This window comes from Streptomyces sp. NPDC041784 (assembly GCF_055591025.1).
Map to the genome: position 1 here is coordinate 222,219 of NZ_JBVJAB010000012.1, position 26,442 is coordinate 248,660.

The 26,442-nt window shown below is 71.7% G+C and carries 23 protein-coding genes and 1 pseudogene; 12 read left to right on the top strand and 12 right to left on the bottom strand.

Features of this window, described 5'->3' with window-relative positions; genetic code table 11:
• The first annotated feature begins 95 nt into the window (after positions 1–95).
• A complete protein-coding gene (locus tag ACZ6D7_RS26170; protein ID WP_469495341.1) occupies positions 96–857 on the top strand; it encodes a MerR family transcriptional regulator in 762 nt (253 codons plus the stop codon).
• A 162-nt stretch (positions 858–1,019) separates the two neighbouring features.
• Here ACZ6D7_RS26170 and ACZ6D7_RS26175 read toward each other — a convergent pair.
• Positions 1,020–1,367, bottom strand: a pseudogene (locus ACZ6D7_RS26175) (YbjQ family protein); the annotation flags it as partial.
• Between the two features lie 138 nt (positions 1,368–1,505).
• On the opposite strand from ACZ6D7_RS26175, the gene ACZ6D7_RS26180 reads away from it, so the two are divergent.
• A complete protein-coding gene (locus ACZ6D7_RS26180) occupies positions 1,506–2,441 on the top strand; it encodes a DedA family protein (protein WP_469495344.1) in 936 nt (311 codons plus the stop codon).
• Between the two features lie 16 nt (positions 2,442–2,457).
• Here ACZ6D7_RS26180 and ACZ6D7_RS26185 read toward each other — a convergent pair whose 3' ends face one another.
• Together ACZ6D7_RS26185 and ACZ6D7_RS26190 are read right to left on the bottom strand one after the other, a co-directional pair.
• Positions 2,458–4,113 carry a threonine/serine exporter family protein gene (locus ACZ6D7_RS26185; protein WP_469495345.1) on the bottom strand — a complete coding sequence of 552 codons (1,656 nt, stop codon included), beginning with the start codon at positions 4,111–4,113 and terminating at the stop codon, positions 2,458–2,460.
• Between the two features lie 100 nt (positions 4,114–4,213).
• A complete protein-coding gene (locus ACZ6D7_RS26190; protein ID WP_059193998.1) occupies positions 4,214–4,705 on the bottom strand; it encodes an inorganic diphosphatase in 492 nt (163 codons plus the stop codon).
• 124 nt (positions 4,706–4,829) lie between these two features.
• Here ACZ6D7_RS26190 and dacB point away from each other — a divergent pair, with 124 nt between their 5' ends.
• The 6 genes from dacB to folE all read left to right on the top strand — a co-directional run bounded on the left by dacB (position 4,830) and on the right by folE (position 12,516).
• Positions 4,830–6,437 carry a D-alanyl-D-alanine carboxypeptidase/D-alanyl-D-alanine endopeptidase gene (gene dacB, locus ACZ6D7_RS26195; protein ID WP_469495347.1) on the top strand — a complete coding sequence of 536 codons (1,608 nt, stop codon included), beginning with the start codon at positions 4,830–4,832 and terminating at the stop codon, positions 6,435–6,437.
• Between the two features lie 112 nt (positions 6,438–6,549).
• A complete protein-coding gene (locus ACZ6D7_RS26200; protein ID WP_469495349.1) occupies positions 6,550–7,674 on the top strand; it encodes a zinc-dependent metalloprotease in 1,125 nt (374 codons plus the stop codon).
• Between the two features lie 193 nt (positions 7,675–7,867).
• Complete coding sequence (gene tilS, locus ACZ6D7_RS26205) at positions 7,868–8,899, top strand: tRNA lysidine(34) synthetase TilS (protein ID WP_469495352.1); 1,032 nt, start codon at positions 7,868–7,870, stop codon at positions 8,897–8,899.
• 53 nt (positions 8,900–8,952) lie between these two features.
• Positions 8,953–9,513: a hypoxanthine phosphoribosyltransferase gene (hpt, locus tag ACZ6D7_RS26210; RefSeq protein WP_469495529.1), complete on the top strand. Its 561-nt coding sequence runs from the start codon at positions 8,953–8,955 to the stop codon at positions 9,511–9,513.
• Between the two features lie 205 nt (positions 9,514–9,718).
• Positions 9,719–11,758: an ATP-dependent zinc metalloprotease FtsH gene (gene ftsH / locus ACZ6D7_RS26215; RefSeq protein ID WP_469495355.1), complete on the top strand. Its 2,040-nt coding sequence runs from the start codon at positions 9,719–9,721 to the stop codon at positions 11,756–11,758.
• Between the two features lie 152 nt (positions 11,759–11,910).
• Entirely contained in the window at positions 11,911–12,516 is a 606-nt protein-coding gene (gene folE, locus ACZ6D7_RS26220; RefSeq protein WP_469495358.1) for a GTP cyclohydrolase I FolE, read from the top strand.
• Position 12,517: 1 nt separating this feature from the next.
• Here the strand turns inward: folE and ACZ6D7_RS26225 are convergent, their stop codons facing one another.
• The 6 genes from ACZ6D7_RS26225 to ACZ6D7_RS26250 all read right to left on the bottom strand — a co-directional run bounded on the left by ACZ6D7_RS26225 (position 12,518) and on the right by ACZ6D7_RS26250 (position 17,698).
• Complete coding sequence (locus tag ACZ6D7_RS26225) at positions 12,518–13,003, bottom strand: DUF3180 domain-containing protein (protein WP_469495361.1); 486 nt, start codon at positions 13,001–13,003, stop codon at positions 12,518–12,520.
• Between the two features lie 56 nt (positions 13,004–13,059).
• Positions 13,060–13,671 carry a 2-amino-4-hydroxy-6-hydroxymethyldihydropteridine diphosphokinase gene (gene folK, locus ACZ6D7_RS26230; protein WP_469495364.1) on the bottom strand — a complete coding sequence of 204 codons (612 nt, stop codon included), beginning with the start codon at positions 13,669–13,671 and terminating at the stop codon, positions 13,060–13,062.
• Complete coding sequence (gene folB, locus ACZ6D7_RS26235; RefSeq protein ID WP_469495366.1) at positions 13,668–14,027, bottom strand: dihydroneopterin aldolase; 360 nt, start codon at positions 14,025–14,027, stop codon at positions 13,668–13,670. The genes folK and folB overlap by 4 nt, the downstream gene beginning before the upstream one ends.
• A gap of 384 nt (positions 14,028–14,411) precedes the next feature.
• Positions 14,412–14,924, bottom strand: coding sequence for a nuclear transport factor 2 family protein (locus tag ACZ6D7_RS26240; RefSeq protein ID WP_469495369.1), 513 nt, complete (start codon positions 14,922–14,924; stop codon positions 14,412–14,414).
• Positions 14,921–15,781 (bottom strand): dihydropteroate synthase, encoded by an 861-nt coding sequence (gene folP, locus ACZ6D7_RS26245; protein WP_469495372.1) that lies wholly within the window; start codon positions 15,779–15,781, stop codon positions 14,921–14,923. Before folP ends, ACZ6D7_RS26240 begins: the two co-directional genes overlap by 4 nt.
• A gap of 105 nt (positions 15,782–15,886) precedes the next feature.
• Entirely contained in the window at positions 15,887–17,698 is a 1,812-nt protein-coding gene (locus ACZ6D7_RS26250) for a phosphatidylglycerol lysyltransferase domain-containing protein (protein WP_469495375.1), read from the bottom strand.
• A gap of 235 nt (positions 17,699–17,933) precedes the next feature.
• Between ACZ6D7_RS26250 and ACZ6D7_RS26255 the strand changes: the two genes are divergently transcribed.
• Both ACZ6D7_RS26255 and ACZ6D7_RS26260 read left to right on the top strand, forming a co-directional pair.
• Positions 17,934–19,058, top strand: a complete 1,125-nt coding sequence (locus ACZ6D7_RS26255) for an alpha/beta hydrolase (RefSeq protein WP_469495379.1) — start codon at positions 17,934–17,936, stop codon at positions 19,056–19,058.
• A gap of 188 nt (positions 19,059–19,246) precedes the next feature.
• Positions 19,247–20,704 (top strand): hypothetical protein, encoded by a 1,458-nt coding sequence (locus ACZ6D7_RS26260; RefSeq protein WP_469495384.1) that lies wholly within the window; start codon positions 19,247–19,249, stop codon positions 20,702–20,704.
• A 45-nt stretch (positions 20,705–20,749) separates the two neighbouring features.
• Here ACZ6D7_RS26260 and ACZ6D7_RS26265 read toward each other — a convergent pair whose 3' ends face one another.
• Both ACZ6D7_RS26265 and ACZ6D7_RS26270 read right to left on the bottom strand, forming a co-directional pair.
• A complete protein-coding gene (locus ACZ6D7_RS26265; protein WP_469495532.1) occupies positions 20,750–22,156 on the bottom strand; it encodes a PH domain-containing protein in 1,407 nt (468 codons plus the stop codon).
• Positions 22,157–22,206: 50 nt separating this feature from the next.
• Positions 22,207–22,710 (bottom strand): PH domain-containing protein, encoded by a 504-nt coding sequence (locus ACZ6D7_RS26270; protein WP_469495388.1) that lies wholly within the window; start codon positions 22,708–22,710, stop codon positions 22,207–22,209.
• Between the two features lie 31 nt (positions 22,711–22,741).
• Here ACZ6D7_RS26270 and ACZ6D7_RS26275 point away from each other — a divergent pair, with 31 nt between their 5' ends.
• Entirely contained in the window at positions 22,742–23,893 is a 1,152-nt protein-coding gene (locus ACZ6D7_RS26275) for an NADH-quinone oxidoreductase subunit D (RefSeq protein ID WP_469495392.1), read from the top strand.
• 1 nt (position 23,894) lies between these two features.
• Here ACZ6D7_RS26275 and ACZ6D7_RS26280 read toward each other — a convergent pair whose 3' ends face one another.
• A complete protein-coding gene (locus tag ACZ6D7_RS26280) occupies positions 23,895–25,022 on the bottom strand; it encodes an SAM-dependent methyltransferase (RefSeq protein ID WP_469495395.1) in 1,128 nt (375 codons plus the stop codon).
• A 118-nt stretch (positions 25,023–25,140) separates the two neighbouring features.
• Here ACZ6D7_RS26280 and ACZ6D7_RS26285 point away from each other — a divergent pair, with 118 nt between their 5' ends.
• Positions 25,141–26,343 (top strand): sensor histidine kinase, encoded by a 1,203-nt coding sequence (locus ACZ6D7_RS26285; RefSeq protein ID WP_469495398.1) that lies wholly within the window; start codon positions 25,141–25,143, stop codon positions 26,341–26,343.
• The last annotated feature ends 99 nt before the right edge of the window (positions 26,344–26,442 follow it).

Here is a 26,442-nt window from a genome sequence, read left to right on the forward strand (position 1 = left end):
AGGTGCGGGCGTGGGGATCGCCGCAGCGGGCTTGCACCTCACGCCGCGTGAGGACCCACCGTGGCACGCGTACCTACCGAGAAGGGAGCGGAGAAGTGAGCTACTCCGTAGGACAGGTCGCGGGCTTCGCCGGCGTCACGGTGCGCACCCTGCACCACTACGACGAGATCGGACTGCTCGTCCCCGGCGGCCGCAGCCACGCGGGCCACCGGCGCTACGACGACGCCGACCTCGACCGGCTCCAGCAGATCCTGTTCTACCGGGAGCTCGGCTTCCCGCTCGAGGAGGTCGCCGCCCTGCTGGACGACCCGGACGCGGACCCGCGCGCGCATCTGCGCCGCCAGCACGAACTGCTGACCGCCCGGATCGAGCAGCTGAAGAAGATGGCCGCGGCCGTGGAACACGCCATGGAGGCACGCGAGATGGGCATCAACCTCACCCCCGAGGAGCGGTTCGAGGTCTTCGGCGACAAGGACCCCGAGCAGTACGCGGAGGAGGCGGAGGCGCGCTGGGGCGGCACCGAGGCCTACGCCGAGTCGCAGCGCCGGGCCGCCCGCTACACCAAGGACGACTGGAAGCGGATGCAGGCCGAGGTCAGCCTCTGGAGCGAGCGTTACGACGCCCTGATGGCCGCCGGGGAGCCGCCCACCGGCGAGGCCGCGATGGACCTCGCCGAGGAACACCGGCAGCACATCACGACGTGGTTCTACGAGTGCATGTACGACGTCCATGTCCGCCTCGGCGAGATGTACGTCTCCGACGAGCGCTTCAAGGCGTTCTACGACTCGATGCGGCCGGGACTCGCCGAGCACCTCCAGGAGGCGATCCGGGCGAACGCGACCCGGCACACCCCCTAGGAGCTGTCCGGCCCTGGTGGTGGGGGGGGGGGGGGGGGGGGGGGGGGGGGGGGGGGGGGAAGGCAAGGCCCCCAGGCCCCCCCCCCTCCCCCCCCCCCCCTCCTCCCCTCCCCTCTCCCCCCCCCCCCCCCCCCCCCCCCCCCCCCCCCCCCCCCCCCCCCCCACCGCCGTCCCGTACGCGCACACCTCGGTGCCCACGTCCGCCGCCTCCGACACGTCGAAGCGGAACGCCAGCACGCCGTTGGCGCCACGCGCGCGTGCCTGCTCGACGAGCCGCTCCATGGCCTGGTTGCGGGTCTGCACGAGGGTCTTCGTCAGCCCCTTCAGCTCGCCGCCGATCATCGACTTCAGGCCCGCGCCGATCTGGCTGCCGAGATGCCGCGAGCGCACGGTCAGTCCGAAGACCTCGCCGAGCACCTGCTCGACCCGGAGCCCGGGTACGTCGTTCGTGGTGACGACCAGTACGTCCGGCTGGGGTCCCTGACCGCCGCCGAAATCCTCGATGCCCATGTTCACAGCTTTGACCGAGGAAGGGCACAGTGCATCCTGGGGGAGGCCCTGGGAACCTGGTCCTGTGGCGCTGCGTTGATAGTTTGGGGCGGTCTCGCCGCCGCACCGATCGCCCTCACCCCTCAGGAGCCCGGAACCGTGACGACTCTTGCCCTCGGACCGAGCTGGCTGGACCCCGATTTCCTGCTCGACAGCTACGGCATCTGGGGTCTGCTGCTCATCGTGTTCGCGGAGTCCGGCCTGCTCATCGGGTTCTTCCTGCCCGGCGACTCGCTGCTGTTCACCGCCGGCCTGCTCATCACCTCGGGCCAGCTCGACTTCCCGTTGTGGGGCGCGGTCGCCCTGATCTGCGTCGCGGCCATCCTGGGCGACCAGGCGGGCTACATGTTCGGCAAGAAGGTCGGCCCGTCGCTCTTCACCCGCCCGGACTCCCGCCTCTTCAAGCAGGAGAACGTCGCCAAGGCCCACGAGTTCTTCGAGAAGCACGGCCCGAAGTCCCTGATCCTGGCCCGCTTCGTGCCCATCGTGCGCACGTTCACGCCGATCATCGCCGGCGTCAGCGGCATGCGGTACCGCTCGTTCCTGACGTTCAACATCGTCGGCGGCGTCCTGTGGGGCGCGGGCGTCACCCTGCTCGGCTCCTGGCTCGGCAACATCGACTTCGTCAAGAAGAACATCGAGCCGATCCTCCTCCTGATCGTCCTCATCTCGGTGATCCCGATCGTCATCGAGTTCATGAAGGCGCGCCGCGAGGCGAAGAAGAACCCCCCGCAGGCCCCCGCCGAGCAGCAGCGGCCGCCGTACCGGCAGACCCCGCAGCAGGCCGCGCACCAGCAGGCCCCGGTCATGGACGACGCCACGACCCAGCTCCGCCGCATCGACCAGCACGAGCCCTACGGCCACCAGGACGCCCAGCCCCAGCAGCCCCAGCAGCCCCAGCAGAACGACTACTACGGCCAGCAGTACCCCCAGCCGCAGCCGTACCCCCAGCAGGGGACCTGGGACCAGCAGCCCCAGCAGCAGCCGTACGGCACCCAGCAGAACGGCCAGTACCCGTACAACCAGGGCTACTGACAGCGCCCCGGGGCCGTCAGAACCCGCGGGTCCGCTTCGCCGCCCGGCGCTTCTCGGCCGAGCCGACCCGCAGGAACAGCCGGGACACCTCCGACCCCAGGTTCACTCCGATCGCGATGGCCATCGCCAGCGCCGCGGCCTTGGTGAGGGACACCAGGCCCTGGTCCACCTCGTTCTGCGCGATGGCCAACAGCCCGAAGTATGTGGCCGACCCCGGCAGCAGGGGCCCGATCGCCGCGGTCGTGTACGGCAGCGCCGACGCGAACCGGTAGCGCGACAGCAGCTGCCCGAACAGCCCCACGACCCCCGCCGCGACGGCCGTCGAGGGCACCGGCGAGATGTCACCGGCGTAGTGCATCGCGCCGTACACCGACCAGGCCACGCCCCCGTTCAGGGTGACGGCCAGCACGGTGGACCGTTCCTGCTGCAACAGCACCGCGAAGGTCAGCGACAGCAGCATCGACGCGCCGATCTGCCACAGCGGCCGCTCGGTGATGCCCAGGGCCGCGTCGGGGTTGAGATGCGCCCCCAGCTGCACCCCGACGTAGAGCATCACCAGCACCCCGACCACGATGCCCACGAAGAAGTACATGACCTCCAGCAGACGCGCGGCCGCGGTGATGTAGAAGCCGGTCAGCCCGTCCTGGACGCCCGCCACCAGCGCCCGTCCGGGCAGCAGGGCGAACAGCCCGCCGGTGATCACCGCGGAGGCTTTCACATCGACGTCGGCCAGGGTCAGCGCGACCCCTATCGCGGCCGGCGGCATCGCGGCCACCAGGAACTGGTAGAACTCCGGCAGCCCGCGCCCCGCGCACAGCCAGGCCAGCCGGTCGCCGAGCATCGCCCCGAGCGCGGCGGCGACAAACACGATCACGTCACCGCCGACCAGCACCGAGGCCGCGCCCGCGAGCAGCCCGCTCGCCGAGGTCAGCACCCAGGTCGGATACGGGTGCCGGTTGCGGCGCATCTCCGCGAGCCGCCGGTAGGCCTCCTCCAGCGAGAGATGGGCCTCCGGGTCGCTCAGGTCGTCCACGAGCCGGAAGACGGCCGCCAGCCGCGTGTAGTCGGTGCCCCGCCGGCGCACCGTCCGGGACGCCGTCACCGGGTCCTCCACCAGCGACGGCTGGTACGAGATCGACAGCAGCGTGAAGGTGACGGTCGGCTCGCAGCGGTCCAGCCCGTACGAGCGGCAGACCGCGAACATCGCGGCCTCCACGTCCTCGGCGCCCTCCCCGCCCGCCAGCAGCAGCTCGCCGATGCGCAGCGTCAGGTCGAGCACGCGCGGGACGGCCGGTCCGCCCTCCTCCGCCTTCACGGCGCGCTCCGGCGCGGGCCGCTCGGCCACCGGCATCCGCAACATCGTGCGCATCCGGTCCTGCCAGGGCACGTCCTTGGTCAGACTGACCAGGGGTATCCCGTCGGCCGGGGTGAACGCGGCCGGGGCGCTGCGGGCGCTGTACGTGCTCGGCCGGCTGAACGCCGACCCCTCCGGCTCCCCGGCGGGCGCCACGTCCAGCCCCTCCGGGACCGCGAACTCCGACGTGGTCTCCGACTCGCCGCCCGTCCTCGGGACGGCCAGCCCGTCCGGAACGGCGAACTCGGAGGTGACCTCGGGCTCGTAGGAGCCCCTCGCCTCGTCCGACTGCGGCTTGCGGTCCTCCGCCTCCGACACTGGGCAACGCTCCCTGAACGACACCTTCCGTAGGCCTCAGTATGCGCACAGACACGCGAAAGGGCCGCACGCGTGTGCGTGCGGCCCTTTCACAGCGGGGTCAGTGACCGCCCTGGTCCTTGAAGCGCTTGTAGGACCGCTCGATCTCGGCCTCGGCGTCGGTACGGCCGACCCAGTCGGCGCCCTCGACGGACTTGCCGGGCTCCAGGTCCTTGTAGACCTCGAAGAAGTGCTGGATCTCCAGGCGGTCGAACTCCGAAACGTGGTGGATGTCGCGCAGGTGCTCCACGCGCGGGTCGGTCGCCGGGACACACAGCAGCTTGTCGTCGCCGCCGGCCTCGTCCGTCATCCGGAACATGCCGATCGCGCGGCACTTGATGAGACAGCCCGGGAACGTCGGCTCGTCCAGGATGACCAGCGCGTCCAGCGGGTCGCCGTCCTCGCCGAGGGTGTTCTCGACGAAGCCGTAGTCGGTCGGGTAGGCGGTCGAGGTGAAGAGTCGACGGTCCAGGCGGATCCGACCGGTCTCGTGGTCCACCTCGTACTTGTTCCGCGAACCCTTCGGGATCTCGATCGTGACGTCGAACTCCACCGGTGGCTCCTCCATGATCAGCACATAGTTCTGGTGGTTAAGTGTCCCTCACGCAGGTGTGTGATCGCGAAAGGGGCTGGTGGTTGTGCCAGAGCTGAGGCCTTGGCGAGCCGCGAGACCGCATGTGGTGCGGGTCGCGGACGCCGTACGACCGCGTCTGGCACGGGCCGCAGGGATCGTAGGCCCTCGTCTCGCGCGGGCGGCGGCCGCCGCGAAGCCGCAGGTCGCACGGCTCACGCAGGCGGCGAAACCGCAGCTCGCGCGGATCACGAAGGCCGGTCCGGCCATCAGGTCCTGGCAGTACACCGCGGGTGCGGCGACCGCCGGCCTGGCGCTGGCCGCCGGCGCGGTGACCGCCGCCGGGCCCTGGGACTCCACCGGTCAGCGTACGGCCGAGCGGGACCGGGCCACCGCACTGGAACGCACGGGTGGCACAGATCACGGCCGTCGCACCGGTTCGTCCGGTTCGTCCGACACCGCGGCCGGTGCCCCACGGCCCGCCCCCAGCGCCGCCTCCGTCCTCTCCGGCCTCGGCGGCGCCACCAGCAGCACCGTGAAGTCCGCCCCGGCCGGCAAGGCCCTCGCCGCCGTCCTGGAGCCCCTCCTGCGCGACCCGGCGCTCGGCACCCGGCACACCGCCGCGGTCGTCGACGTGACCACCGGCAGCCGTCTGTACGGCGTCGGCGCCGACCAGGCGCTCACCCCGGCCTCCACCACGAAGATCGCCACCGCGGTCGCCGCGCTCAGCGCGATGGGCCCCGACCACCGCCTCACCACCCGTGCCGCCCTGGAACCCGACACCAGGGAACTCGTGCTCGTCGGCGGCGGCGACCCCACCCTGACCGCCCGCAAGGACGCCGAGGGCTGGGCCGACCTGCGCGCCCTCGCCGCCTCGGCCGCCAAGGCGCTCAAGAAGCGCGGCCTCACCGAGGTGACCCTCTCGTACGACACGACCCTCTTCACCGGCTCCGAAATTCACCCGATCGGGATCGACCCCAACCTCGCCCCCGTCACCGCCCTCAGCGCCGACCAGGGCCGCACCGACGACTCCACGAGCGGCACCGCCACCCGCGTGAGCGACCCGGCGGCCGACGCCACCCGCACGTTCGCCGGGTTCCTGAAGGCCGAGGGCATCAAAGCGACGTCCCCGGGCCCCTCGAAGGCGACCACGCGCGCGCAGACCCTCGCCACGGTCTCCTCGCCCCCGCTGTCCGACCTGGTCGAGCGGATGCTCACCAACAGCGACAACGACATCGCCGAGGCCCTCGCCCGCCAGACCGCCCTCGCGACCGGCGGCCGGGCCGACTTCGCCGGCGGCGGCCGCGCCGTCCACGCCCAGCTGAAGAAGCTCGGGCTGCCCATGGCCGGCGCGGTCTTCAGGGACGGCAGCGGACTCGACCGCGGCGACCGCCTCACCTCGAACCTCCTGACCGCCCTCCTGGTCGAGGCCGCCGACCCGGACCGCCCCGACCTGCGCCCGGCCCTCACCGGCCTCCCGGTCGCCGGCTTCACCGGCACCCTCAGCACCCGCTACGCCGAGGGCGCCGCCGGTGTCGTACGGGCCAAGACCGGCACCCTCACCGGCGTCAACGCCCTGGCCGGGACGGTCGTGGACCACGACGGCCACCTCCTGGCCTTCGCCCTCCTGACCTCCGGCACGACCGACCGGACAGCGGCCCAGACGGCCCTGGACAAGGCGGCGACGGCCCTGGCGGGCTGCGGCTGCGGATAGCCCGCGGCCGGCTTGTCCGAGGCCGTCCCGGGTGGTGCCTTTCGCACCCGGCACGGCCCCGTCGCCCTTCGCGGCCCTGCCCCAACCGGCAGCGACCACGTACGGTTGACGCATGACGAGCATCGGTGGTGTGGAGATGGTCGACTGGAATCTCGCGGTGGCGACCGCGACCCGGCTGGTGCGGCCGGGCCCCGAGGTGAGCCGTGACGAGGCCAGGGCCGTCGTCACCGAGCTGCGCCGGCACGCCAAGGCCTCGGAGGAACACGTCCGCGGCTTCACCCGGATGGGCACCGAGGACATCCACGACACCCCGATCCTCGTCGTCGACCGCCCCGGCTGGGTGCGGGCCAACGTCGCCGGTTTCCGGGAGATCCTCAAACCCCTCCTCGACAAGATGCAGGAACGCCGGGGCGGCGGTCCCGGCGGCGCGATGCTCGGCGCCGTCGGCGGCAAGGTCACCGGTGTCGAACTGGGCATGCTGCTCTCGTTCCTGGCCTCCCGCGTCCTCGGCCAGTACGAGACCTTCGCCCCCGCCACCCGCGAGCTCCCCGCCGGCGGCAGGAACGGCGGCCGGCTGCTCCTCGTCGCGCCGAACATCGTCCACGTCGAGCGCGAACTCGACGTCGACCCCCACGACTTCCGCCTCTGGGTCTGCCTCCACGAGGAGACGCACCGCACCCAGTTCTCCGCCGTCGCCTGGCTGCGCGACCACCTGGAGGGCGAGATCCAGTCGTTCTTGGGCGAGACCGACGTCGACCCCATGACCTTCCTGGAGCGCGTCCGGGAAGCCGCCCAGTCCCTCTCCGGGGGCCGTCCCGAGGGCGAGGAGGACGACGGCGGCCGCTCCCTGGTCGAACTCGTGCAGACCCCCGCCCAGCGGGAGATCCTCGGCCGGCTCACCGCCGTGATGTCCCTCCTGGAGGGACACGCCGACTTCGTCATGGACGGGGTCGGCCCGGCCGTCGTGCCGACCGTCTCCGAGATCCGCGAGAAGTTCCAGCAGCGCCGCGCCAAGGGCGCCTCCCGCCTGGACATGACCCTGCGCAAGCTGCTCGGCCTGGACGCCAAGCTCCGCCAGTACCGGGACGGCGAACGCTTCGTCCGGGCCGTCGTCGAGCAGGTCGGCATGGACGGCTTCAACCGCGTGTGGACCTCTCCGAACACCCTGCCGACCAAGGCGGAGATCGCCAAACCCGCGGACTGGGTCGCACGGGTGCACCGCAAGGCCGAGTCGTGAACCCGTGCGGCACGTCGTGAACCGGATCCGGCCGACGGCAGGCGAACGCCCCTTCAATCACCCGTCCGAGGGACCGTGGGCCCTCGACAGGCGTGCAATGCTCGGGGAACCGCCCGGTTCTGTCACCATCTACACACTCTGAGTGACCGGCCCGGGGTTCATCCCCCGAAAACTTCATGAAGGGAACCGGACAATGGGTCCCCATCCTGCGGTCGCGGCGATACGCCTGGCGGTCCGCCGCGTACTTCACGACATCCTCAACGACCACCAGCCCTCCGACACCACCGCGCAGGGCTCGTACGAGCGCCCGCCCGCGCCGCTCGTGCTCGTGGCGTGCTCCGGCGGCGCCGACTCCATGGCGCTCGCCTCCGCACTGGCCTTCGAAGCCCCCCGGCTCGGCCTGCGCGCCGGCGGCGTCACCGTCGACCATGGCCTCCAGCCCGGCTCGGACCTGCGCGCCGACGAAGTCGTCCTGCGCCTGCGCGAACTCGGCCTCGACCCGGTCGAGGCCACCGCCGTGACCGTCGGCCGCGAGGGCGGACCCGAGGCCGCCGCCCGCGACGCCCGCTACGCCGCCCTCGACGCCGCCGTCGAACGCCACCGAGCCGCCGCGATCCTGCTCGGCCACACCCGCGACGACCAGGCCGAGACCGTCCTGCTCGGCCTCGCCCGCGGCTCCGGCATCCGCTCCCTGTCCGGAATGGCCGAGGTCTCGGGGGCCGGCGGCCGTTACCGGCGCCCCTTCCTCCAGGTCGACCGGCAGACGGCCCGCAAGGCCTGCATGGTCCAGTCGCTGCCCGTGTGGGACGACCCGCACAACGCCGACCCCGCGTACACCCGTTCCCGGCTGCGCCACGAGGGCCTGCCCGCACTGGAGAAGGCCCTCGGCAAGGGCGTCGTCGAGGCCCTCGCCCGGACGGCCCAGCTCTCCCGCGACGACGCCGACGCCCTGGACGCCTGGGCCGGGCAGGCCGAGACCGCCGTACGGGACGCCACCGGCCTCCTGGAGTGCGCCAAGCTCTACGCCCTGCCGCCCGCCGTCCGGCGCCGCATCCTGCGCCGCGCCGCCATCGAGGCGGGCGCTCCGGCGGGTTCCCTCTTCGCCCGGCACATCGAGGAGGTCGACCGGCTGATCACCGGATGGCGCGGCCAGGGAGCCATCAATCTCCCCGGCAAAGTCGTGGCCCAGCGTCAGGGTGGCAGACTGGTGATTCGGCAAGGCTGAATCCCGACCCTCCGCACGGAGGGCTCGGGCGGCCGGTGGGACGACCGAAAGTGATGCGGGTGGACGCGAAAGACATGGGTGCGGACCTCAAGCAGGTCCTCATCACCAAGGAAGAGATCGACGCGAAGCTGGCCGAGCTGGCCGCGAAGATCGACGCCGAGTACGAGGGCAAGGACCTGCTGATCGTCGGTGTCCTCAAGGGCGCGGTGATGGTCATGGCCGACCTCGCCCGGGCGCTGTCCACCCCCGTCACCATGGACTGGATGGCCGTGTCGTCGTACGGCGCGGGCACCCAGTCCTCCGGTGTCGTGCGGATCCTCAAGGACCTCGACACCGACATCAAGGGCAAGCACGTCCTGATCGTCGAGGACATCATCGACTCCGGCCTGACGCTGTCCTGGCTGATCTCGAACCTCGGCTCCCGCGAGCCCGCCACGCTCAACGTGTGCACGCTCCTGCGCAAGCCGGACGCCGCCAAGGTCGCCATCGACGTCGAGTGGGTCGGATTCGACATCCCCAACGAGTTCGTCGTCGGCTACGGCCTCGACTACGCCGAGAAGTACCGCAACCTCCCGTTCGTCGGTACGCTCGCGCCCCATGTCTACGGCGGCTGAGCCGAACCCCTGCGACGACTGAGCCGGACGGGCCAGTCTTGTAGGACGATCGGGAACCCCAGCGGGTTTCGCACCGTTGGAGCAGGCAGACGGGTTCACCGGCTCTCCTGTGCGGCTTCGGGCCACAATGCTGGGGTACCGTCAGAAGAACTGTCTTATCAAACTCACTATGGCAGGAGGGACGGGGCGGCACCGCTCCGTATGGATGGACGTGAAGCGATACTTCCGTGGGCCGGTCATGTGGATCGTGCTGGCCGTCCTTGCCGTGGTCGTGTTGATGCAGGTCGTCGGCTCGTCCGGCGGCTACAAGACGGTGGACACCGGCCAGGTCGTTGCAGCGATCAACGACAACAAGGTCGAGTCGGCCAAGCTCACCACCGGTGACGAGCAGATCATCAAGGTCACGCTCAAGGACGGCGTAAAGGTCGAGGGCAGCTCGAAGATCCAGGCGAGCTACATCGGCGATCAGGGCGTGACCATCGCCAACACGCTGCAGACCAAGTACCAGGACAAGCAGATTCCGGACGGCTACACGGTCTCTCCGACGAAGCAGAACGCCTTCGTCGGGATCCTGTTGTCCCTGCTCCCCTTCGTCCTCATCGTGGTCGTCTTCCTGTTCCTGATGAATCAGATGCAGGGTGGCGGCTCCCGTGTCATGAACTTCGGCAAGTCCAAGGCGAAGCTCATCACCAAGGACACGCCGAAGACGACGTTCGCGGACGTCGCGGGCTCGGACGAGGCCGTCGAGGAACTCCACGAGATCAAGGAGTTCCTCCAGGAGCCGGCGAAGTTCCAGGCCGTCGGCGCCAAGATCCCCAAGGGCGTCCTGCTCTACGGCCCGCCCGGCACCGGCAAGACGCTCCTCGCGCGCGCAGTCGCCGGCGAGGCGGGGGTCCCCTTCTACTCGATCTCCGGTTCCGACTTCGTCGAGATGTTCGTCGGTGTCGGTGCCTCGCGAGTCCGTGACCTCTTCGAGCAGGCCAAGGCGAACGCCCCGGCGATCGTCTTCGTCGACGAGATCGACGCGGTCGGCCGCCACCGCGGCGCCGGCCTCGGCGGCGGTCACGACGAGCGCGAGCAGACGCTGAACCAGCTGCTCGTGGAGATGGACGGCTTCGACGTCAAGGGCGGCGTGATCCTCATCGCCGCGACGAACCGGCCCGACATCCTCGACCCGGCGCTGCTGCGCCCCGGCCGCTTCGACCGCCAGATCGCGGTCGACCGCCCGGACATGCAGGGCCGTCTGGAGATCCTCAAGGTCCACCAGAAGGGCAAGCCGGTCGCGCCCGACGTCGACCTGTCCGCCGTCGCCCGCCGCACCCCCGGCTTCACGGGTGCCGATCTGTCGAACGTGCTGAACGAGGCCGCGCTGCTGACGGCCCGCTCGGACAAGAAGCTGATCGACAACCACATGCTGGACGAGGCGATCGACCGCGTGGTCGCGGGCCCGCAGAAGCGGACCCGGATCATGTCGGACAAGGAGAAGAAGATCACCGCGTACCACGAGGGCGGTCACGCCCTGGTCGCGGCGGCCTCGCCGAACTCCGACCCGGTCCACAAGATCACGATCCTGTCCCGCGGCCGTGCCCTCGGTTACACGATGGTCCTGCCGGACGAGGACAAGTACTCCACCACCCGCAACGAGATGCTGGACCAGCTGGCCTACATGCTGGGCGGCCGCGCGGCGGAGGAGCTGGTCTTCCACGACCCGACCACGGGCGCGGCGAACGACATCGAGAAGGCCACCACCACCGCCCGCGCGATGGTCACCCAGTACGGCATGACCGAGCGTCTGGGCGCGATCAAGTTCGGCGGCGACAACACCGAGCCGTTCCTCGGCCGTGAGATGGCTCACCAGCGCGACTACTCGGAAGAGGTCGCCGCACTGGTGGACGAGGAAGTCAAGAAGCTCATCGAGAACGCGCACAACGAGGCCTGGGAGATCCTGGTCGAGAACCGCGACGTCCTCGACAACCTGGTGCTCCAGCTGCTGGAGAGGGAGACGCTGGGCAAGGAGGAGATCGCCGAGATCTTCGCCCCCATCGTCAAGCGTCCCCCGCGGCCGGCCTGGACCGGCTCCTCCCGCCGCACGCCTTCGACCCGTCCGCCGGTGCTCTCCCCCAAGGAGCTGGCCCTGACGAACGGTGCCAACGGCGCGACCCCGGCGATCTCCACCGCGAAGTCCACTGCGGCGGAGGCCACCCCGGTGGCGGAGCCGGCTCCGGAGGACCGCCCCGAGAGCTGATCAGGCTCCCGGAGCCGCAACCAGGCCCGGAATGGATGCCGCGCCCCCCAGGTTCTAGCCTGGGGGGCGCGGCATTTCCGTATGACCGGTTGCGTATGTCCGCAGATGAGGCGCGTGACCCACACGCGCGACCCACAGGAACGAGGCACCAGATGACCGACCCCGTGACGCTGGACGGCGAGGGCCTGATCGGCGAGTTCGACGAGAAGCGGGCCGAGAACGCCGTACGCGAGCTGCTGATCGCGGTCGGCGAGGACCCGGACCGCGAGGGCCTCAAGGAGACTCCGGCGCGGGTGGCGCGGGCGTACCGGGAGATATTCGCGGGTCTGTGGCAGCAGCCCGAGGACGTGCTGACCACGACGTTCGACCTGGGGCACGACGAGATGGTGCTCGTGAAGGACATCGAGGTGTTCTCGACCTGTGAGCATCACCTGGTGCCGTTCCGCGGGGTGGCCCACGTCGGCTACATCCCGTCCACCACTGGGAAGATCACCGGCCTGTCCAAGCTGGCGCGGCTCGTGGACGTCTTCGCGCGCCGACCGCAGGTGCAGGAACGTCTCACTACGCAGGTCGCGGACTCACTGATGGAGATCCTGGAGCCGCGCGGGGTGATCGTCGTCGTCGAGTGCGAACACATGTGCATGTCCATGCGGGGCATCCGCAAGCCCGGTGCCAAGACCATCACCTCGGCGGTGCGCGGGCAGTTGCGGGACATGGCGACGCGCAACGAGGCGATGAGCCTGATCATGGCTCGCTGAGTCAGGCCGCGGACGCCGCACCGTTGTTGTGGTCGTCGTCCTCGGGGAGCTTGCAGACGCGCTCCAGGAACAGGGCGGCCGCTATGACGCCGATGCCCGCGACGACGGAGAAGCCGGCGTAGATCGCCTGGTCGCGGCGGGCCGGGATGTCGAGGGACTCCAGCAGGAAGACGCCCGTGCCGCCGTACATGCCGGAGACGAGGGCGGCGACCAGGGCGCTGGCCTGGCCGAAGACGACCGCGCGGGCCGCCATCAGGGGGTCGACTCCCTTGGCGCCGGGGCGGCGCTCGCGCTGGGCCTTGAGGCGGGCGCGCAGCGAGAGCGCCGTGGCCAGCAGGACCACCGCGATCAGGGCGAGGACGATGGGGGCGGCCAGCGGGACGCTGGGCAGGGTCCCGATCGAGTTCCAGAGGCGGGCGCCCGCCCAGGACAGGATGCCGGCCACGAGGAAGACCCCGGCCAGCACCCTGATGCGCAGCTCTCTCACGGTGTCCCTTCAGCTCCCCCGGGTCTCCCGGACAGTGGTCGTCTTGACCTTAACGACTACTCGGGCAGGTGAAGTTCCAGGTCCTTGCGCGCGGTGACTCCCTCACGGGTGATCGTGTCGAGCAGGCCCGCGACCGGGCCGCGGCCGGGCAGTTGGGCCTCGGGCTCGACGTCGTGCCAGGGGGCGAGCACGAAGGCGCGTTCGTGGGCGCGCGGGTGAGGGAGGGTGAGGTGCGGGTCGTCGTCGACGACATCGGCGTACGCGACGATGTCGACGTCGAGGGTGCGTGCGCCCCAGCGCTCGTCGCGGACGCGGTGGAAGGCCTCCTCGACCGCGTGCGCCCGCTCCAGCAGGGAGGACGGCGGCAGGGTCGTCTTCAGCAGGACCACCGCGTTGAAGTACGAGGGCTGGCTGCCGGGCTCGACGCCCCACGGCTCCGTCTCGTACACGGGGGAGACGGCCTTGATGCGGACGCCCGGGGTGTCCTCCAGGGCGTCGATGGCGCCCTGGAGGGTCTCCAGACGGTTGCCGAGGTTGGAGCCGAGGGAGATCACGGCGCGCTGCGGGTTGTGCAGGGTGGTGTCGGCGGCGTCGACCTTCTCGACGACGGAGGCGGGTACCGGCTGTACGGTCGGGTCGCTGTGACCCTCGGTGAAGGACGCGGTCATGCTCGGCTCCGGGTGATGGTGACGGTCACGTCGTCGAAGGGGACGGTGATCGGCGCGTCCGGTTTGTGGACGCACACCTCGACCTCGTCTACCCCTTTGTGCTTCAGACAGGCCTGGGCGATGCGCTCGGCGAGCGTCTCGATGAGGTCGACCGGCGCGCCCTCGACGACCGCGACGACCTCCTCCGCCACGACGCCGTAGTGCACGGTCTTCGCCAGATCGTCGTCGGCGGCGGCCGGCCGGGTGTCCAGGCCCAGCACGAGGTCCACGATGAAGGTCTGGCCCTCCTCGCGCTCCTTGGGGAACACACCGTGGTACCCGCGGGCCTTCAGGCCGCGCAGTGCGACACGATCCACGCGAATCACTCCTGCAATCGTCGGTTTCGGCCGGCCCGTGCCGCGTGCGGGCGACACCCCGGCCTCGAACGAATCTACCTGCGAGCACTGACAGGGCCGGGCTCCGCCTGGCGTGGCCCGGCCGGGTGCCGGGAGTTTTCACCGGGCGTTTCCCTTGGGGAACCCGGCGGCTCACGGGGTGGTAGCCGCCCCTACCCGCGGGTTCGTGATTCCAACCACTCCTTGGTTCAGGAGGGGGAACGGGCGGGTTCGGGGGGTTGCTGATTGTTTGGGGGGATCATCCCTTGTTGTCGTCAGGTCACGGCGGCGGGTCTGCCGGTCCAGGGCGTCGTGTCCGCCGGTTCAGGGCGATGCGTCGGCAGGTTCAGGGCGATGCGTCCGCCGTCACGACGGTGCGTCGCCGTCCTCGTCGCCCTCGGGTTCGTCGTTCTCCGCCAGGACCGGGGAGGCGTGGTGCGACCAGAGCTTCCAGCCGTCGGGGGTGCGGCGGAACACGTTCGTGGCGACCACCAGCTGGCCCACGAGCGGCCCCAGCTCCTCGCCGGCCGACGGGGCGGGGCCGCCGCTGAGGATGTTCTCCGTGCAGGTCACCACGGCCGTGTCGCCGGTGACGGAGACATGGACGTCGGTCAGGAAGAACTGGATGTAGTCGGTGTTCGCCATGATCAGCGCGTACGACCGCAGCACGTCGCCGCGGCCGGTGAGCACCGGCCAGCCGGGGTGCACGCAGGAGATCACGCCAGTGTCCGCCGGGTCGTGGTACTCCTCGTCGACGCCGAGGTCGGCGGGGGTGAGCCAGAGCCCGGACACCGTCTCGAAGTCGCCCCGCTCCAGCGCCTCGTAGAAGGCGGTGTTGGCGGCCTCGACCTGTTCGACGTCGGTGTGGGGGGCGCTCACCGGGCTCCTTCCACGGCGCGCGCGACCCGCACGGCGTCCGCTGTCGCGCGGACCTCGTGCACGCGCACCGCCCATGCGCCGTTGTGCGCGGCGAGCGCGGAGACGGCGGCCGTGGCGGCGTCGCGCTCGCGCGCGGGGGGCGGTGCGCCCTCCGGTCCGGCCAGGACGCGGCCGAGGAACCGCTTGCGGGAGGCGGCGACGAGCAGCGGGTGTCCGAGTGTGCGCAGCCGGTCGAGGTGGGCGAGCAGGTTGAGGTCGTGTTCGGCGTCTTTGGAGAAGCCGAGGCCGGGGTCGACCACGACCCGGTCGGGGGCGATGCCGCCCGCCAGAACGGCGTCCACGCGCGCGTGCAGTTCGTTGACGACCTCGGCGACGACGTCGGCGTAGACGCCCTTGACGTTGCCGCCCTCGAGGAAGCCGCGCCAGTGCATGACGACGAAGGGTGCGCCGGAGTCGGCCACCACCGGGATCATCTCCGGGTCGGCGAGGCCGCCGCTGACGTCGTTGACGAGGGCGGCGCCGGCGGCGAGGGCCTGGGCGGCGACGGAGGCGCGCATGGTGTCGACGGAGACGACGACGCCCTCGGCGGCGAGGCCGCGGACGACGGGGACGACCCGGCGCAGTTCCTCGGCCTCGTCGACGCGGGTGGCGCCGGGGCGGGTGGACTCGCCGCCGACGTCGACGAGGTCGGCGCCCTCGTCGACGAGGTGGAGGCCGTGTTTGACGGCGGCCGTCGTGTCGAACCAGCGGCCACCGTCGGAGAAGGAGTCGGGGGTCACGTTGACGACCCCCATGACCGCGCAGCGGTCCCATTCCGGAAGACCCGCGACCCGTCCGCGTCCGCTCTGCTTGCTCATATGTTCAGCGTAGGCCCAGCGGCGGACGGGGACTCCGCCCGGCCCGGGCGCCCGGCGTTCGAAGGGGCCGTGCCGCGGCTCACCGGCCACGGCCCCTTCTCGCTCCTACGCCGCCCGCACGTCTCTCTCCGCCAGCCCGTGCGCACACACGCGTGCCGGCTTCGCGCGCCGGCGCAGGAAGCGGGGCAGGGGGACGGCGAGGTTGACGAAGCCCTCGGCCTGCATGGCGGCGAAACCGATGCGGGGCAGGTCGCCGGAGGCGCGGTAGACGACGAAGCGGGGCTCCCAGCGGGGCTGGAACTTGGCGTTGAACTTGTACAGGGACTCGATCTGGAACCAGCGGGAGAGGAACACCAGCAGACCCCGCCAGGCGCGCAGCACCGGCCCCGCGCCGATCTTCTCGCCGCGGGCCAGCGCCGAGCGGAACATCGCGAAGTTCAGGGACACGCGTGTGATGTCGAACCTGGGGGCGGCCTGGAGCGCGGCGACGATCAGCAGTTCGTTCATGCCCGGGTCCGCCGCGCGGTCGCGCCGCATCAGGTCCAGGGAGGCGCCGTCGGTGCCCCAGGGCACGAAGTGCAGGATCGCCTTCAGGTCGCCGTACGGACCGGGGGTCTCGTCGGCCTTGTGGGCGGTGGCGATGAGGCAGTCGCCGTCGGCCGGGTCGCCGACCCGGCCCAGCGCCATGGAGAAGCCGCGCTCGGTGTCGGTGCCGCGCCAGTCCTCGGCGGCCCGCCTGATCCGGTCCAGCTCGGCCTCGCCGAGGTCACGGACACGTCGTACCCGGGTTTCGTAACCGGCACGCTCGATGCGCTTGACCATTTGGCGCACGTTGCGCATCGCGCGGCCGGCGAGCGAGAAATCCGCGACGTCCACCACCGCCTCGTCACCCAGTTCGAGGGCGTCGAGGCCGGTCTCCCGGGTCCAGACCTCGCCGCCGGTCTCCGAGCAGCCCATGACGGCGGGCGTCCAGGAGTGGGCCTTGGCCTCGTCCATGAAGCGCTCGATGGCGCCGGGCCAGGCCTCGACGTCACCGATCGGGTCACCGCTGGCGAGCATCACGCCGGAGACGACGCGATACGTCACCGCGGCCTTGCCGCTGGGCGAGAAGACGACCGCCTTGTCGCGGCGCAGCGCGAAGTGGCCGAGGGAGTCGCGGCGGCCGTGCTTCACCAGCAGGGCACGCAGCCGGGCCTCGTCGTCCTCGGTGAGGCGCGCGGCCGGGTGTTCGGGCCGGAAGGCCAGGTAGACGGTGGTGACCGCGGTGATCCAGCCCAGGGCGCCGAGCGAGAAGGCGACGGTCCAGGACGTGTTGCCCGAGTAGTCGACCGGGCCCTCGAAGCCGAAGAGGCCGTACAGGACGTGCGTAATGCGATCGGCCAGGCTCGGGTCGCCGATCAGGCGGTTCGGGTGGACGCTGACGATGACCAGTCCGAGACCGAGGGAACCGGCGCCCATGAGGACGAAGTTGGCGAGCGCGCGCCAGCGGCTGCGCGGGTCGGGCAGGGCGGCGAACTGGTCGCGGTGGACCACCAGCGGCACCAGGAGCGCGAGGGAGATGAGCGCGCCCACGATCGAGTGGCGGTACACGAACTGGGCGGCCGCGCCCGCCGGGAGCAGCACCACCGCGGCGCGCCACGCGCGTCGCTTGGAGCGCTTGAGGCCGTGGGCGAGGAGCAGCAGCAGGACGCCGACGCTGAGCGAGAGCGCCGCGGCGAACGGGCCGAACGAGCCGGGCAGCACCTCGGCGAGGGTGTGCATACGGCTGTGCCGGAACCGCGGGAAGACACCCGCGGCCACGTCCAGCAGGCCGACGAGGGCACAGGCTCTGCCGACGAGGACGGGCACGGACTCGGGGCGCGGGCCACGCGCTACCCGCCGCACCAGGCCTGATCGATTCGGAACCCCGCCCGACATTTCCCCATCTTCCCTGACAGACATCGCATCCCGTTGTTCCGCGAGAGACCTTGGACCCGGTGCCGATTCGGGCATCCGGCGACATTGCGCCCTCTAGGACGGTGTCTGGGGGAGAGAGGTTCACTCGGCTCCTCAAAGCCACTGAAAAGGCCAGGGAAAGTCCGGGACAAGCCCTCGCGAAGGAGTCGGGGGGACGGGTCTGTGCCCGGACGGAGAGCAGGCAGGAAGCCACCGCATGGGTCTTACGAGCACCACAGTGCTGCTGTTGTCCGTTGCGTTCGCCTCGGCGCTGTTCGTCGGCACGGTGTGGCTGTGGCCGCGCCTGGCCCGGCGCGGCTGGCGGGCCGTCAGCGGACGCGTCGGCCTGCTGTTCGCCACGCAGTTGTCGCTGTTCGTGTCGGTGGGCCTCTTCGCGAACCAGGCCTTCGGGTTCTACGCCAGCTGGGCGGACCTCCTCGGCCGGGAGACGGACGTCGGCGTCGTCGTCGACCACACGGCGGGCGGCGCGCCGGGCGGACCCCTTCAGGTCCTCGACACCCGGGACGTGGGCGGGGGCGGGGGACGGCCGCGGTACGGCGGGCAGATCCAGAAGGTGGCCGTCAGCGGCCGTACGACACGCATCGCCACGCCCGCGTACGTGTACCTGCCGCCGGAGTACTTCGACCCGGCGAACCGCACGCGTACGTTCCCGGCGGCCGTCGTCCTGACCGGCTACCCCGGGACGGCGGAGGCGCTCGTGGACAAGCTGCACTACCCGCGCACCGCGCGGCAGCTCGCCAAGGACGGGCGGATGCAGCCGATGATCCTGGTGATGCTGCGGCCCACGGTGGCGCCGCCGCGCGACACGGAGTGCGTGGACATCCCGGGCGGGCCGCAGACCGAGTCGTTCTTCGCCAAGGATCTGCCGGACGCGGTGACGGCCCACTACAGGGTCGGGAAGAAGCCCGGCAGCTGGGGCATCATCGGGGACTCGACGGGCGGTTACTGCGCGCTGAAGCTCGCGATGCACCACCCGGACGTGTACGCGGCGGGCGCGGGCCTGTCGGCGTACTACAAGGCGCCGAAGGACCCGACGACCGGCGACCTCTTCCACGGGAACGAGACCCTGCGCAACGAGGCCGATCTGCACTGGTATCTGAAGAACCGTTCCGCCCCCGACACCTCTCTGCTGGTCACGAGCAGCAAGGTTGGAGAATCCAACTACAAGGCCACGCTGAAGTTCATCGACCAGGTGAAGGCCACGGACAAGACGAGGATCTCGTCGATCATCCTCGAAAGCGGCGGGCACAACTTCAATACCTGGCGACGGGAGATCCCGCCGACTCTGGAGTGGATCAGCGGGCGGCTGAGCGACCGGTGAGCGGGCGGGAAGCGGGCGGTGGGGGTCGGGTGGCGTCCGGCTCGGGTCGGGCCCTACCGGAAATGATCTTGTGTCCTGTTGAATTCGGCGACCTGTCTGTTTCCTGATGTCCTGTGAAGACTTCGGTATGGCTGTGTTTTTGCGGGGCGGGGCGCCAACATTCGCCTACGCGCGGTAAGTTTCTGGCCATGCCACGTGGACGTCACCGCCATTCCCCGCCTTTGCACAGGCTGCTGCCTCCCTCGGCGATCGCAGGTGTCTCGGTCGTCTGCGCCCTGGGACCCTGGCTGTTCACGGAGCCCATGGTGCTCCGAGGTCTGGCCGCGGCCGCCGCGGTGACGGCGGTCCTCGGCGGCGTCGTCATGCGCCGCTGGGACATGCAGGCCGGCAGGCACGTAGCCGACCTCACGCGCGCGCGTGCGAGCGACGAGTGGCGCTTCGAGGAACGCGTCGCCGAACTGGAGACAGACCTCGACGAATCGCGTGAGCTGCGCGTCAAGCTGGAACAGCGGCTGCGGGCCAAGCGCGCCGAGCTGGCCGGCCTGCGCAACGAGCACGCCGCCCTGCTGCGCCGCTACGCCACCGCGGAGACCGAGCGGGCGAGCGCCCTGGAGGGCCGCCGCCTGCTCGAGATAGAGACCACGGCGCCGCCCGCCCTGCCGCCCGCGCGCTCGGCGCAGGACCAGGAGACGGACGCCGCCGACACGCGCGAGACCGAGACTGCCGAGACGAACGACACGGCCGACGACATGACCGTTGGCACGGCCGACGACGCGGCCGAGACGAAGGAAACGGCCGTCGACACGGCCGGGACTGCCGACGAGCCGCTCGACATGAGCGGTGCCGCCGAGGAGGAGCCCGACGCTCCGGCGGCTTTCTCTCCCGAGGGTTCCAAGCTGTTCCTGCGTGCCCGGGTGGCGCTGATCAAGCTCGACCCGGACGCGGCCAAGGCCGCAAAGGCTGCCAAGGCCACCGAGACCGCCAAGGACGACGACCCGGCCGGTGAGGAGCCCGCGAACGCGGTCTCCGCCGAGACCGCGAGCGGTGCGAGCGGTACGACCGGTGCTTCCGGCGGCGACGCGGATGCCGCCCGGGAGGACGAGGCGGAGGGGAAGCCCGAGGCGGTCGACGAGCACACGCGCGCGGCCGCCCTCCACACGGTCGCCGAGCAGCACGAGAGCCCGGCGAGAGAGACCTCTTCGGGAGCCACCGCTGCCGAATCGCCCGCTCCGGAAGAGGCCGACGCCCTGGAGCCCCCGGCTCCGGCGCCCTCCCTCTCCGATTCGACCGCGCTCGTCCGGCGTCCCGCCGCCCCCGTGGTGCGGCCCTCCGGGCACTTCACCGTGCCGACCGCCGTCGCCGTCGTCCCGGCCACGCCGCCCGTACGGCGTCCCACGGCGGAGGGCGGGTTCGACTTCTTCGGCACGAAGAGCGCCACGTCGTCCGACGCTCTCGCGGACATGCACAACGAGGACCTCGCCGACGTCGTCGGGCAGGAGGCCCTGGCACTGCACAAGGCCGAGGCCGAGGCGGAGTTCAAGCCCGCCGGTGCGGAGGCGCGCGGTGTGGGCCAGGTGATCGACCTGACCGCGCACGACGAGACCGAGCAGATCAACCTTCACGGACTGCGCAGCGCCGCTTCCTGAACCGCCCCGAGAGCCGGTCGACCCCCGGGCCCCGCACCGCCGTCGTCAGGACGTCGGCCGCGGGGCCCGCGTCGTCTCCCGCGTCGTCTCCAGGGCCATCCACCGGTCGGGCCGCGCGTCCCGGCGCCCGGTCCGGGACCGCTCGGCCTGGCCGCGGAGCAGTTCCGCGGCCTCCTGTGCGTCCCGCAGCCGGGCCGTGACGGTCTTGTCGGCTCCCGTGTCCACATGGACGTCCGCGAGGCGCCAGAGGCGCTGCCAGGGCCCTTGGGACAGCCGTACGCTCTGCACCTTCGCATGGGGCACGAGCGACAGGTGCCGGCGCAGCAGTCCATGCCGGGCCGCGAACACCGCGTCCGTGACGGTGATGCCGTAGCCCCGCCACCACAGCGGCACGCACCGCCCGGCCCGGCGCGGCGGGCGGGACAGGGCATCCGTCGGCGGGACGGTCACGCCGGGCAGCACGCGCGCGATGACGGCCTCCGCCGCCACGCGCGGGGCGACCGGCAGGAGCACGGAGTTGGACGACCCGGCCACGTCCAGCTCCACGCGCACCCAGCCGCGCCGCCGCCACAGCAAGGGCTGGACGATCCGCACGGTCTGCACGCGTCCCGGGGGCACCGTCTCGTGGGCGCGGTCCAGGAGCCCGTGGTCGATGCGCAGCCCGTCCGGGGACTCGCCGACCCGCCAGTCGTACTCGCCGACGAACCGCCCCACGCTGCTCGCGCCCGCAGCGCCGAGCAGCGGCAGGCCGGTCGCCAGGACCGTGACCACGCTGTGCGTCGTCAGCCACAGCACCGGCGGTACGACGAGCGCGGCGGCCAGCGCACCCCAGGTCGCTCCGGTCAGCACCAGCGCGATCGCCAGTTCGCGCGCCGGTACGCGCACCAGCTCGCGCGCCGGCGCCTCGCCCACCTCGTGCGCCGTCTCGGGCGCGAAACCCGCCGCCCGCGCGAGCAGCTCGGCACGCAGCGCGCGGGCCTCCTCCTCGCCCAGGAAGGCCAGCTCGTCCTTCTTCTCCACCCCGACGACGTCGAGCCGCAGCTTCGCCACCCCCGCGACGCGCGCGAGCAGCGGCTGGGTGACGTCGATCGCCTGGATGCGCTCCAGCCGGATGTGCGCGGTGCGCCGGAACAGCAGACCGGTACGGATGCGCAGCTCGCTGTCCGTCACCGCGAAGTGGGTGAACCACCAGGTCAGGAACCCGTACGCGGCGGCCGCCGGGAGCAGTACGGCGAGCGCGATCAGCAAGGTCGTGGTGGTCAGCCGGGTCAGCTGCTGCTGCGTCTGGTTCGGGTCGTGCGCCGCCCAGCCGACGAGCACCGCGACGGGCGCCCAGGCCCGCCGGAACGGCGTTATGGGATGCAGCCGGCGCTCGGTGACGGGCCGCCCGGGGCGCTCCCCGGGTGTGCCGGACGCGTCGGGTAGGCCGTCGGCCCCGGACCCGCCCGCCAGCGCGCCGACTTCTGGTGCGTCGGATCCGCCGTCGTCGGCGCCCGGCGCCGTCACAGCCCCGCCGATCGGGCCTCGCCGAGCGCGGTGAGCCGGTCGCGCAGCCGCTCCGCCTCGGCCGGGTCCAGGCCCGGGATGGTCGCGTCGGTCGCGGCGGCCGCCGTGTGCAGCTGGACGCTGGACAGCCCGAAGTGCCTCTCCACGGGCCCGGAGGTGACCTCGACCAGCTGCATCCGCCCGTACGGCACCACGGTCTCCTCCCGCCACAGCACACCCCGGCTGATCAGCAGGTCGTCGGCGCGCTCGGCGTAGCGCCAGGAGCGCCAGTTGCGGCCGAGCAGCACCCAGCCCCAGCCGATCCCGGCCAGCGGCAGCAGCGCGAACGCCGCCCAGCCGGGGCCGGCGAGCAGGCCGAGCGGCAGCCCGGCGGCCACGGCCGCCAGGCCCAGCCACACCACCAGCAACAGCCGCCGCATCCGCAGCAGCCCCGGCGGCAGTCCGGTCCACACCGGCTCGTCCGCCGCCGTCTCCACGCCCCCCGGGCTCCCCGTTTCCATACGGTCAGCGTACGTAGGGGAGACTGTGCCCATGACTCCTACGACGGAGACCACGGTCGGGATCGGCGGTGCCGCGGAGAGCACCGACATGGTGCTGAACATCGGCCCCCAGCACCCGTCCACGCACGGCGTGCTGCGGCTGCGGCTCGTGCTGGACGGCGAGCGCATCCAGCACGCGGAGCCGGTGATCGGCTACATGCACCGGGGCGCGGAGAAGCTGTTCGAGGCGCGCGACTACCGGCAGATCGTCATGCTGGCCAACCGCCACGACTGGCTGTCCGCCTTCTCGAACGAGCTGGGTGTGGTCCTCGCCGTGGAGCGGATGCTCGGCATGGAGGTCCCCCCGCGCGCGGTATGGACACGCACGCTGCTCGCGGAGCTGAACCGGGTCCTCAACCACCTGATGTTCCTGGGCTCCTATCCGCTGGAACTGGGCGGCATCACCCCGGTCTTCTACGCGTTCCGTGAGCGCGAGGTGCTCCAGAACGTCATGGAGGAGGTCTCCGGCGGGCGCATGCACTACATGTTCAACCGCGTCGGCGGCCTCAAGGAGGACCTGCCGGCCGGCTGGGCCGCACGCGCGCGTGCCGCCGTCTCCGCCGTGCGCTCGCGCATGGACGTCTTCGACGACCTCGTCCTCGGCAACGAGATCTTCCGGGGGCGCACGCGTGGCGTGGGCACCCTCACGGCCCGGGCGGTGCACGCGTACGGCGTGAGCGGGCCGATCGCGCGCGGCTCGGGCGTCGACTTCGACCTGCGCCGCGACGAGCCCTACCTGGCCTACGGGGAGCTGCAGGACACCCTGAAGGTGGTCACCCGGAGCGAGGGCGACTGCCTCGCCCGTTTCGAGTGCCTGCTGGCCCAGACCCACAACGCGCTCGACCTCGCGGACGCCTGCCTGGACCGTCTCGCCGAGCTGGCGCCCGGCCCGATCAACCAGCGGCTCCCGAAGGTCCTCAAGGCGCCCGAGGGGCACACGTACGCGTGGACCGAGAACCCGCTCGGCATCAACGGCTACTACCTCGTCAGCAAGGGCGAGAAGACGCCGTACCGCCTGAAGCTGCGGTCCGCCTCCTACAACAACATCCAGGTGCTCACCGAGCTGCTGCCGGGCACGCTGGTCGCGGACATGGTGGCGATCCTGGGGTCGATGTTCTTCGTGGTCGGGGACATCGACAAGTAGGTCACGCCGGCTCGTCCGTCAGTGGGTTCGGAATTCCAACGGGCTGGAGCAGCCACCCGAAGTCGCCCAGCCCGCCCGGTGCGGTGAGTTCGGCGGCTTCCCCGGCGCTCGCGAGGGCGCGGACGTAGGCCGAGGGGTCCGTGGAGGCGAGCGCGAGCGGGGGGCGCGCGCCCGCGATGCCCAGGGCGTGCAGGGCGGCGCGCTGGGGAATCAGGGTCGCGCGCTCCGGCGCGTCCGCGGTCGCGTACCTGTCCGCACCCGCCGCCGTGCAGCCGTCCGAATCCGCCGTCGCATCCGCCGCCGTGCCCGCCTTCGCGCGGCCCGCCTCCGTACCCGCCGCGGCACACGCGTCCAGTGCCACGTGCGCCGTGATGTCGCACGACCCGTCCGGTACGGGAGCCGTCTCGCGTCCCTCCCGGAAACCGGTGAGGGTCCCGAACGGGGGCCGGGCGCCGGCCGTGTGGGCGTAGTCCACCGCCACCGCGAGCCCGCGCGCGACACCCGAGACGGCGGACGCCCAGGCCGTGTCCCGGGGCAGCCCGATCTCCGCGCGGAGCCCTTCCTCGGCCGGCAGCGGCCACCACCGCGCGAGCCACTCCGCCTCCGCCCCGGAGACGGGATCCCCGAGCCGCTCGGTGCCGTCGTCGCGGACGAGCACCAGCCGCGGTACGCCCGCGGAGTCGACCTCCGCGACCTCCAGGGGCACGTTGTCGAGCCACTCGTTGGCGAAGAGCAGCCCCGTGACCTGCGGCGGAGGATCGGCCAGCCACTCGATCCGGTGGGCGAGGCCCTCGGGACGGCCGGCGATCTCGACGGCGTACGCGCGCGTGCGGGCCGCCACGTCGGCGGGCAGCGCGGCGAGCACCCCGCTGACCAGTTCGCCGCGCCCGGCCGCCATGTCGACGAAGTCGAGCGACGCGGGCCGGCCCAGCGCCTCGTCCACACGGCACAGCAGCCGGGCCACGGCCGAGGCGAAGAGCGGCGACGCGTGCACGGACGTCCGGAAGTGCCCGGCCGGGCCCTCGGGCCGCCGGTAGAAGCCTCCGTCGCCGTCCGCCCCGTACAGGGCGGACCGGGCCGCCGCACGCCACCCGCGCCACTCGCCGAAACCGGTCACCTCTCGCGCCACCCGGACAGACTAGGCGTACAGGTGATCATCGCCTCCACCTTGCGGAGTACGCGCGTCGGGAACGGATCGGCCCTCCGGTTGACCCCCGCACACTTCCCCCTTCCCTACGCTGGGTCACGTGCAGCGCCTCTACGACTTCCTCCGCAGACACCCGACCTGGGTCGACGGCTTCTGGGCCCTCGTCCTGTTCGGGATCTCCGTGGCCGCCGGAACCGCCGGTCAGGAGCGGGGTGGCACCAACTCCACGGCGCTGCTCGTGCCCGTCGTCCTCCTGTTGTGCCTGGTCATCGCGTTGCGTCGGCGTATGCCCGAGAAGATGCTGCTGCTGGCCGCCGCGCTCGGGATCGCGCAGCTGGTGCTGAACGTCGGGATCACGGCCGCCGACTTCGCCCTGCTGGTGATCGTCTACACGGTCGCCGCGACCGGTGCCCGCTGGGCCTCCCGGCTCGCGCTGGTCATGGGACTGGGCGCGGCGACCGTGGCGAGCCTGCGCTGGCCGCAGGAGAACGTGAGTGTCCCGGGCCAGGTCGCGATCGTCGTCTTCCAGACGGTGCCGTTCGCGCTCGCGTGGGTGCTCGGCGACTCGGTGCGTACCCGGCGGGCCTACTTCGCGCAGCTGGAGGAGCGCGCGGCGCGCCTGGAGAAGGAGCGCGAGGCGCAGGCGAAGGTCGCGGTCGCCGCCGAGCGCGCCCGGATAGCGCGCGAGCTGCACGACGTCGTCGCGCACAACGTGTCGGTGATGGTGGTGCAGGCCGACGGCGCCGCGTACGTCCTCGACGCCGCACCCGACCAGGCGAAGAAGGCCCTGGAGACGATCTCCTCGACCGGACGCCAGGCCCTCGCCGAGATGCGGCGCCTGCTGGGCGTGCTGCGCACCGGGGAGCACCAGGAGGGCGGCGAGTACGTGCCGCAGCCGGACGTCGAGCAGATCGAGGACCTCGTCCAGCAGTGCCGGGGTTCCGGACTGCCCGTGGACTTCAAGATCGAGGGGACCCCGCGGCCGCTGCCCAGCGGTGTCGAGCTGACCGCGTACCGCATCGTGCAGGAGGCGCTGACGAACACGCGCAAGCACGGAGGGCCGAACGCGGGCGCCAGCGTCCGTCTGGTCTACTTCGACGACGGCCTCGGCCTCCTCGTCGAGGACGACGGCAAGGGCGCCCCGCACGAGCTGTACGAGGAGGGCGGCGTCGACGGCCAGGGCCACGGCCTGATCGGCATGCGGGAACGGGTCGGCATGGTCGGCGGAACCCTGGACGCGGGCCCGCGCCCGGGCGGAGGATTCCGCATCAGCGTGCTGCTCCCGCTCAAACCGGCGCATTGACGCGAACGCACGCCCCCCGTTGACACCTGTCACGCCCCGCGACACCTGTCACGCCCCGCGCCCCCGCCCCCCGTACTTGTAACCAACCCACGGAAGAGG

Excerpts from the sequence above, each read along its gene's own strand:
- ACZ6D7_RS26200 (WP_469495349.1), top strand. The coding sequence starts at position 6,550 with ATGACGAGCATCGGTGGTGTGGAGATGGTCGACTGGAATCTCGCGGTG.
- tilS (WP_469495352.1), top strand. The coding sequence starts at position 7,868 with ATGGGTCCCCATCCTGCGGTCGCGGCGATACGCCTGGCGGTCCGCCGC.
- hpt (WP_469495529.1), top strand. The coding sequence starts at position 8,953 with ATGCGGGTGGACGCGAAAGACATGGGTGCGGACCTCAAGCAGGTCCTC.
- ftsH (WP_469495355.1), top strand. The coding sequence starts at position 9,719 with ATGGACGTGAAGCGATACTTCCGTGGGCCGGTCATGTGGATCGTGCTG.
- folE (WP_469495358.1), top strand. The coding sequence starts at position 11,911 with ATGACCGACCCCGTGACGCTGGACGGCGAGGGCCTGATCGGCGAGTTC.
- folK (WP_469495364.1), bottom strand. The coding sequence starts at position 13,671 with ATGACCGCGTCCTTCACCGAGGGTCACAGCGACCCGACCGTACAGCCG.
- folP (WP_469495372.1), bottom strand. The coding sequence starts at position 15,781 with ATGAGCAAGCAGAGCGGACGCGGACGGGTCGCGGGTCTTCCGGAATGG.
- ACZ6D7_RS26250 (WP_469495375.1), bottom strand. The coding sequence starts at position 17,698 with ATGTCGGGCGGGGTTCCGAATCGATCAGGCCTGGTGCGGCGGGTAGCG.
- ACZ6D7_RS26255 (WP_469495379.1), top strand. The coding sequence starts at position 17,934 with ATGGGTCTTACGAGCACCACAGTGCTGCTGTTGTCCGTTGCGTTCGCC.
- ACZ6D7_RS26260 (WP_469495384.1), top strand. The coding sequence starts at position 19,247 with ATGCCACGTGGACGTCACCGCCATTCCCCGCCTTTGCACAGGCTGCTG.
- ACZ6D7_RS26270 (WP_469495388.1), bottom strand. The coding sequence starts at position 22,710 with ATGGAAACGGGGAGCCCGGGGGGCGTGGAGACGGCGGCGGACGAGCCG.
- ACZ6D7_RS26275 (WP_469495392.1), top strand. The coding sequence starts at position 22,742 with ATGACTCCTACGACGGAGACCACGGTCGGGATCGGCGGTGCCGCGGAG.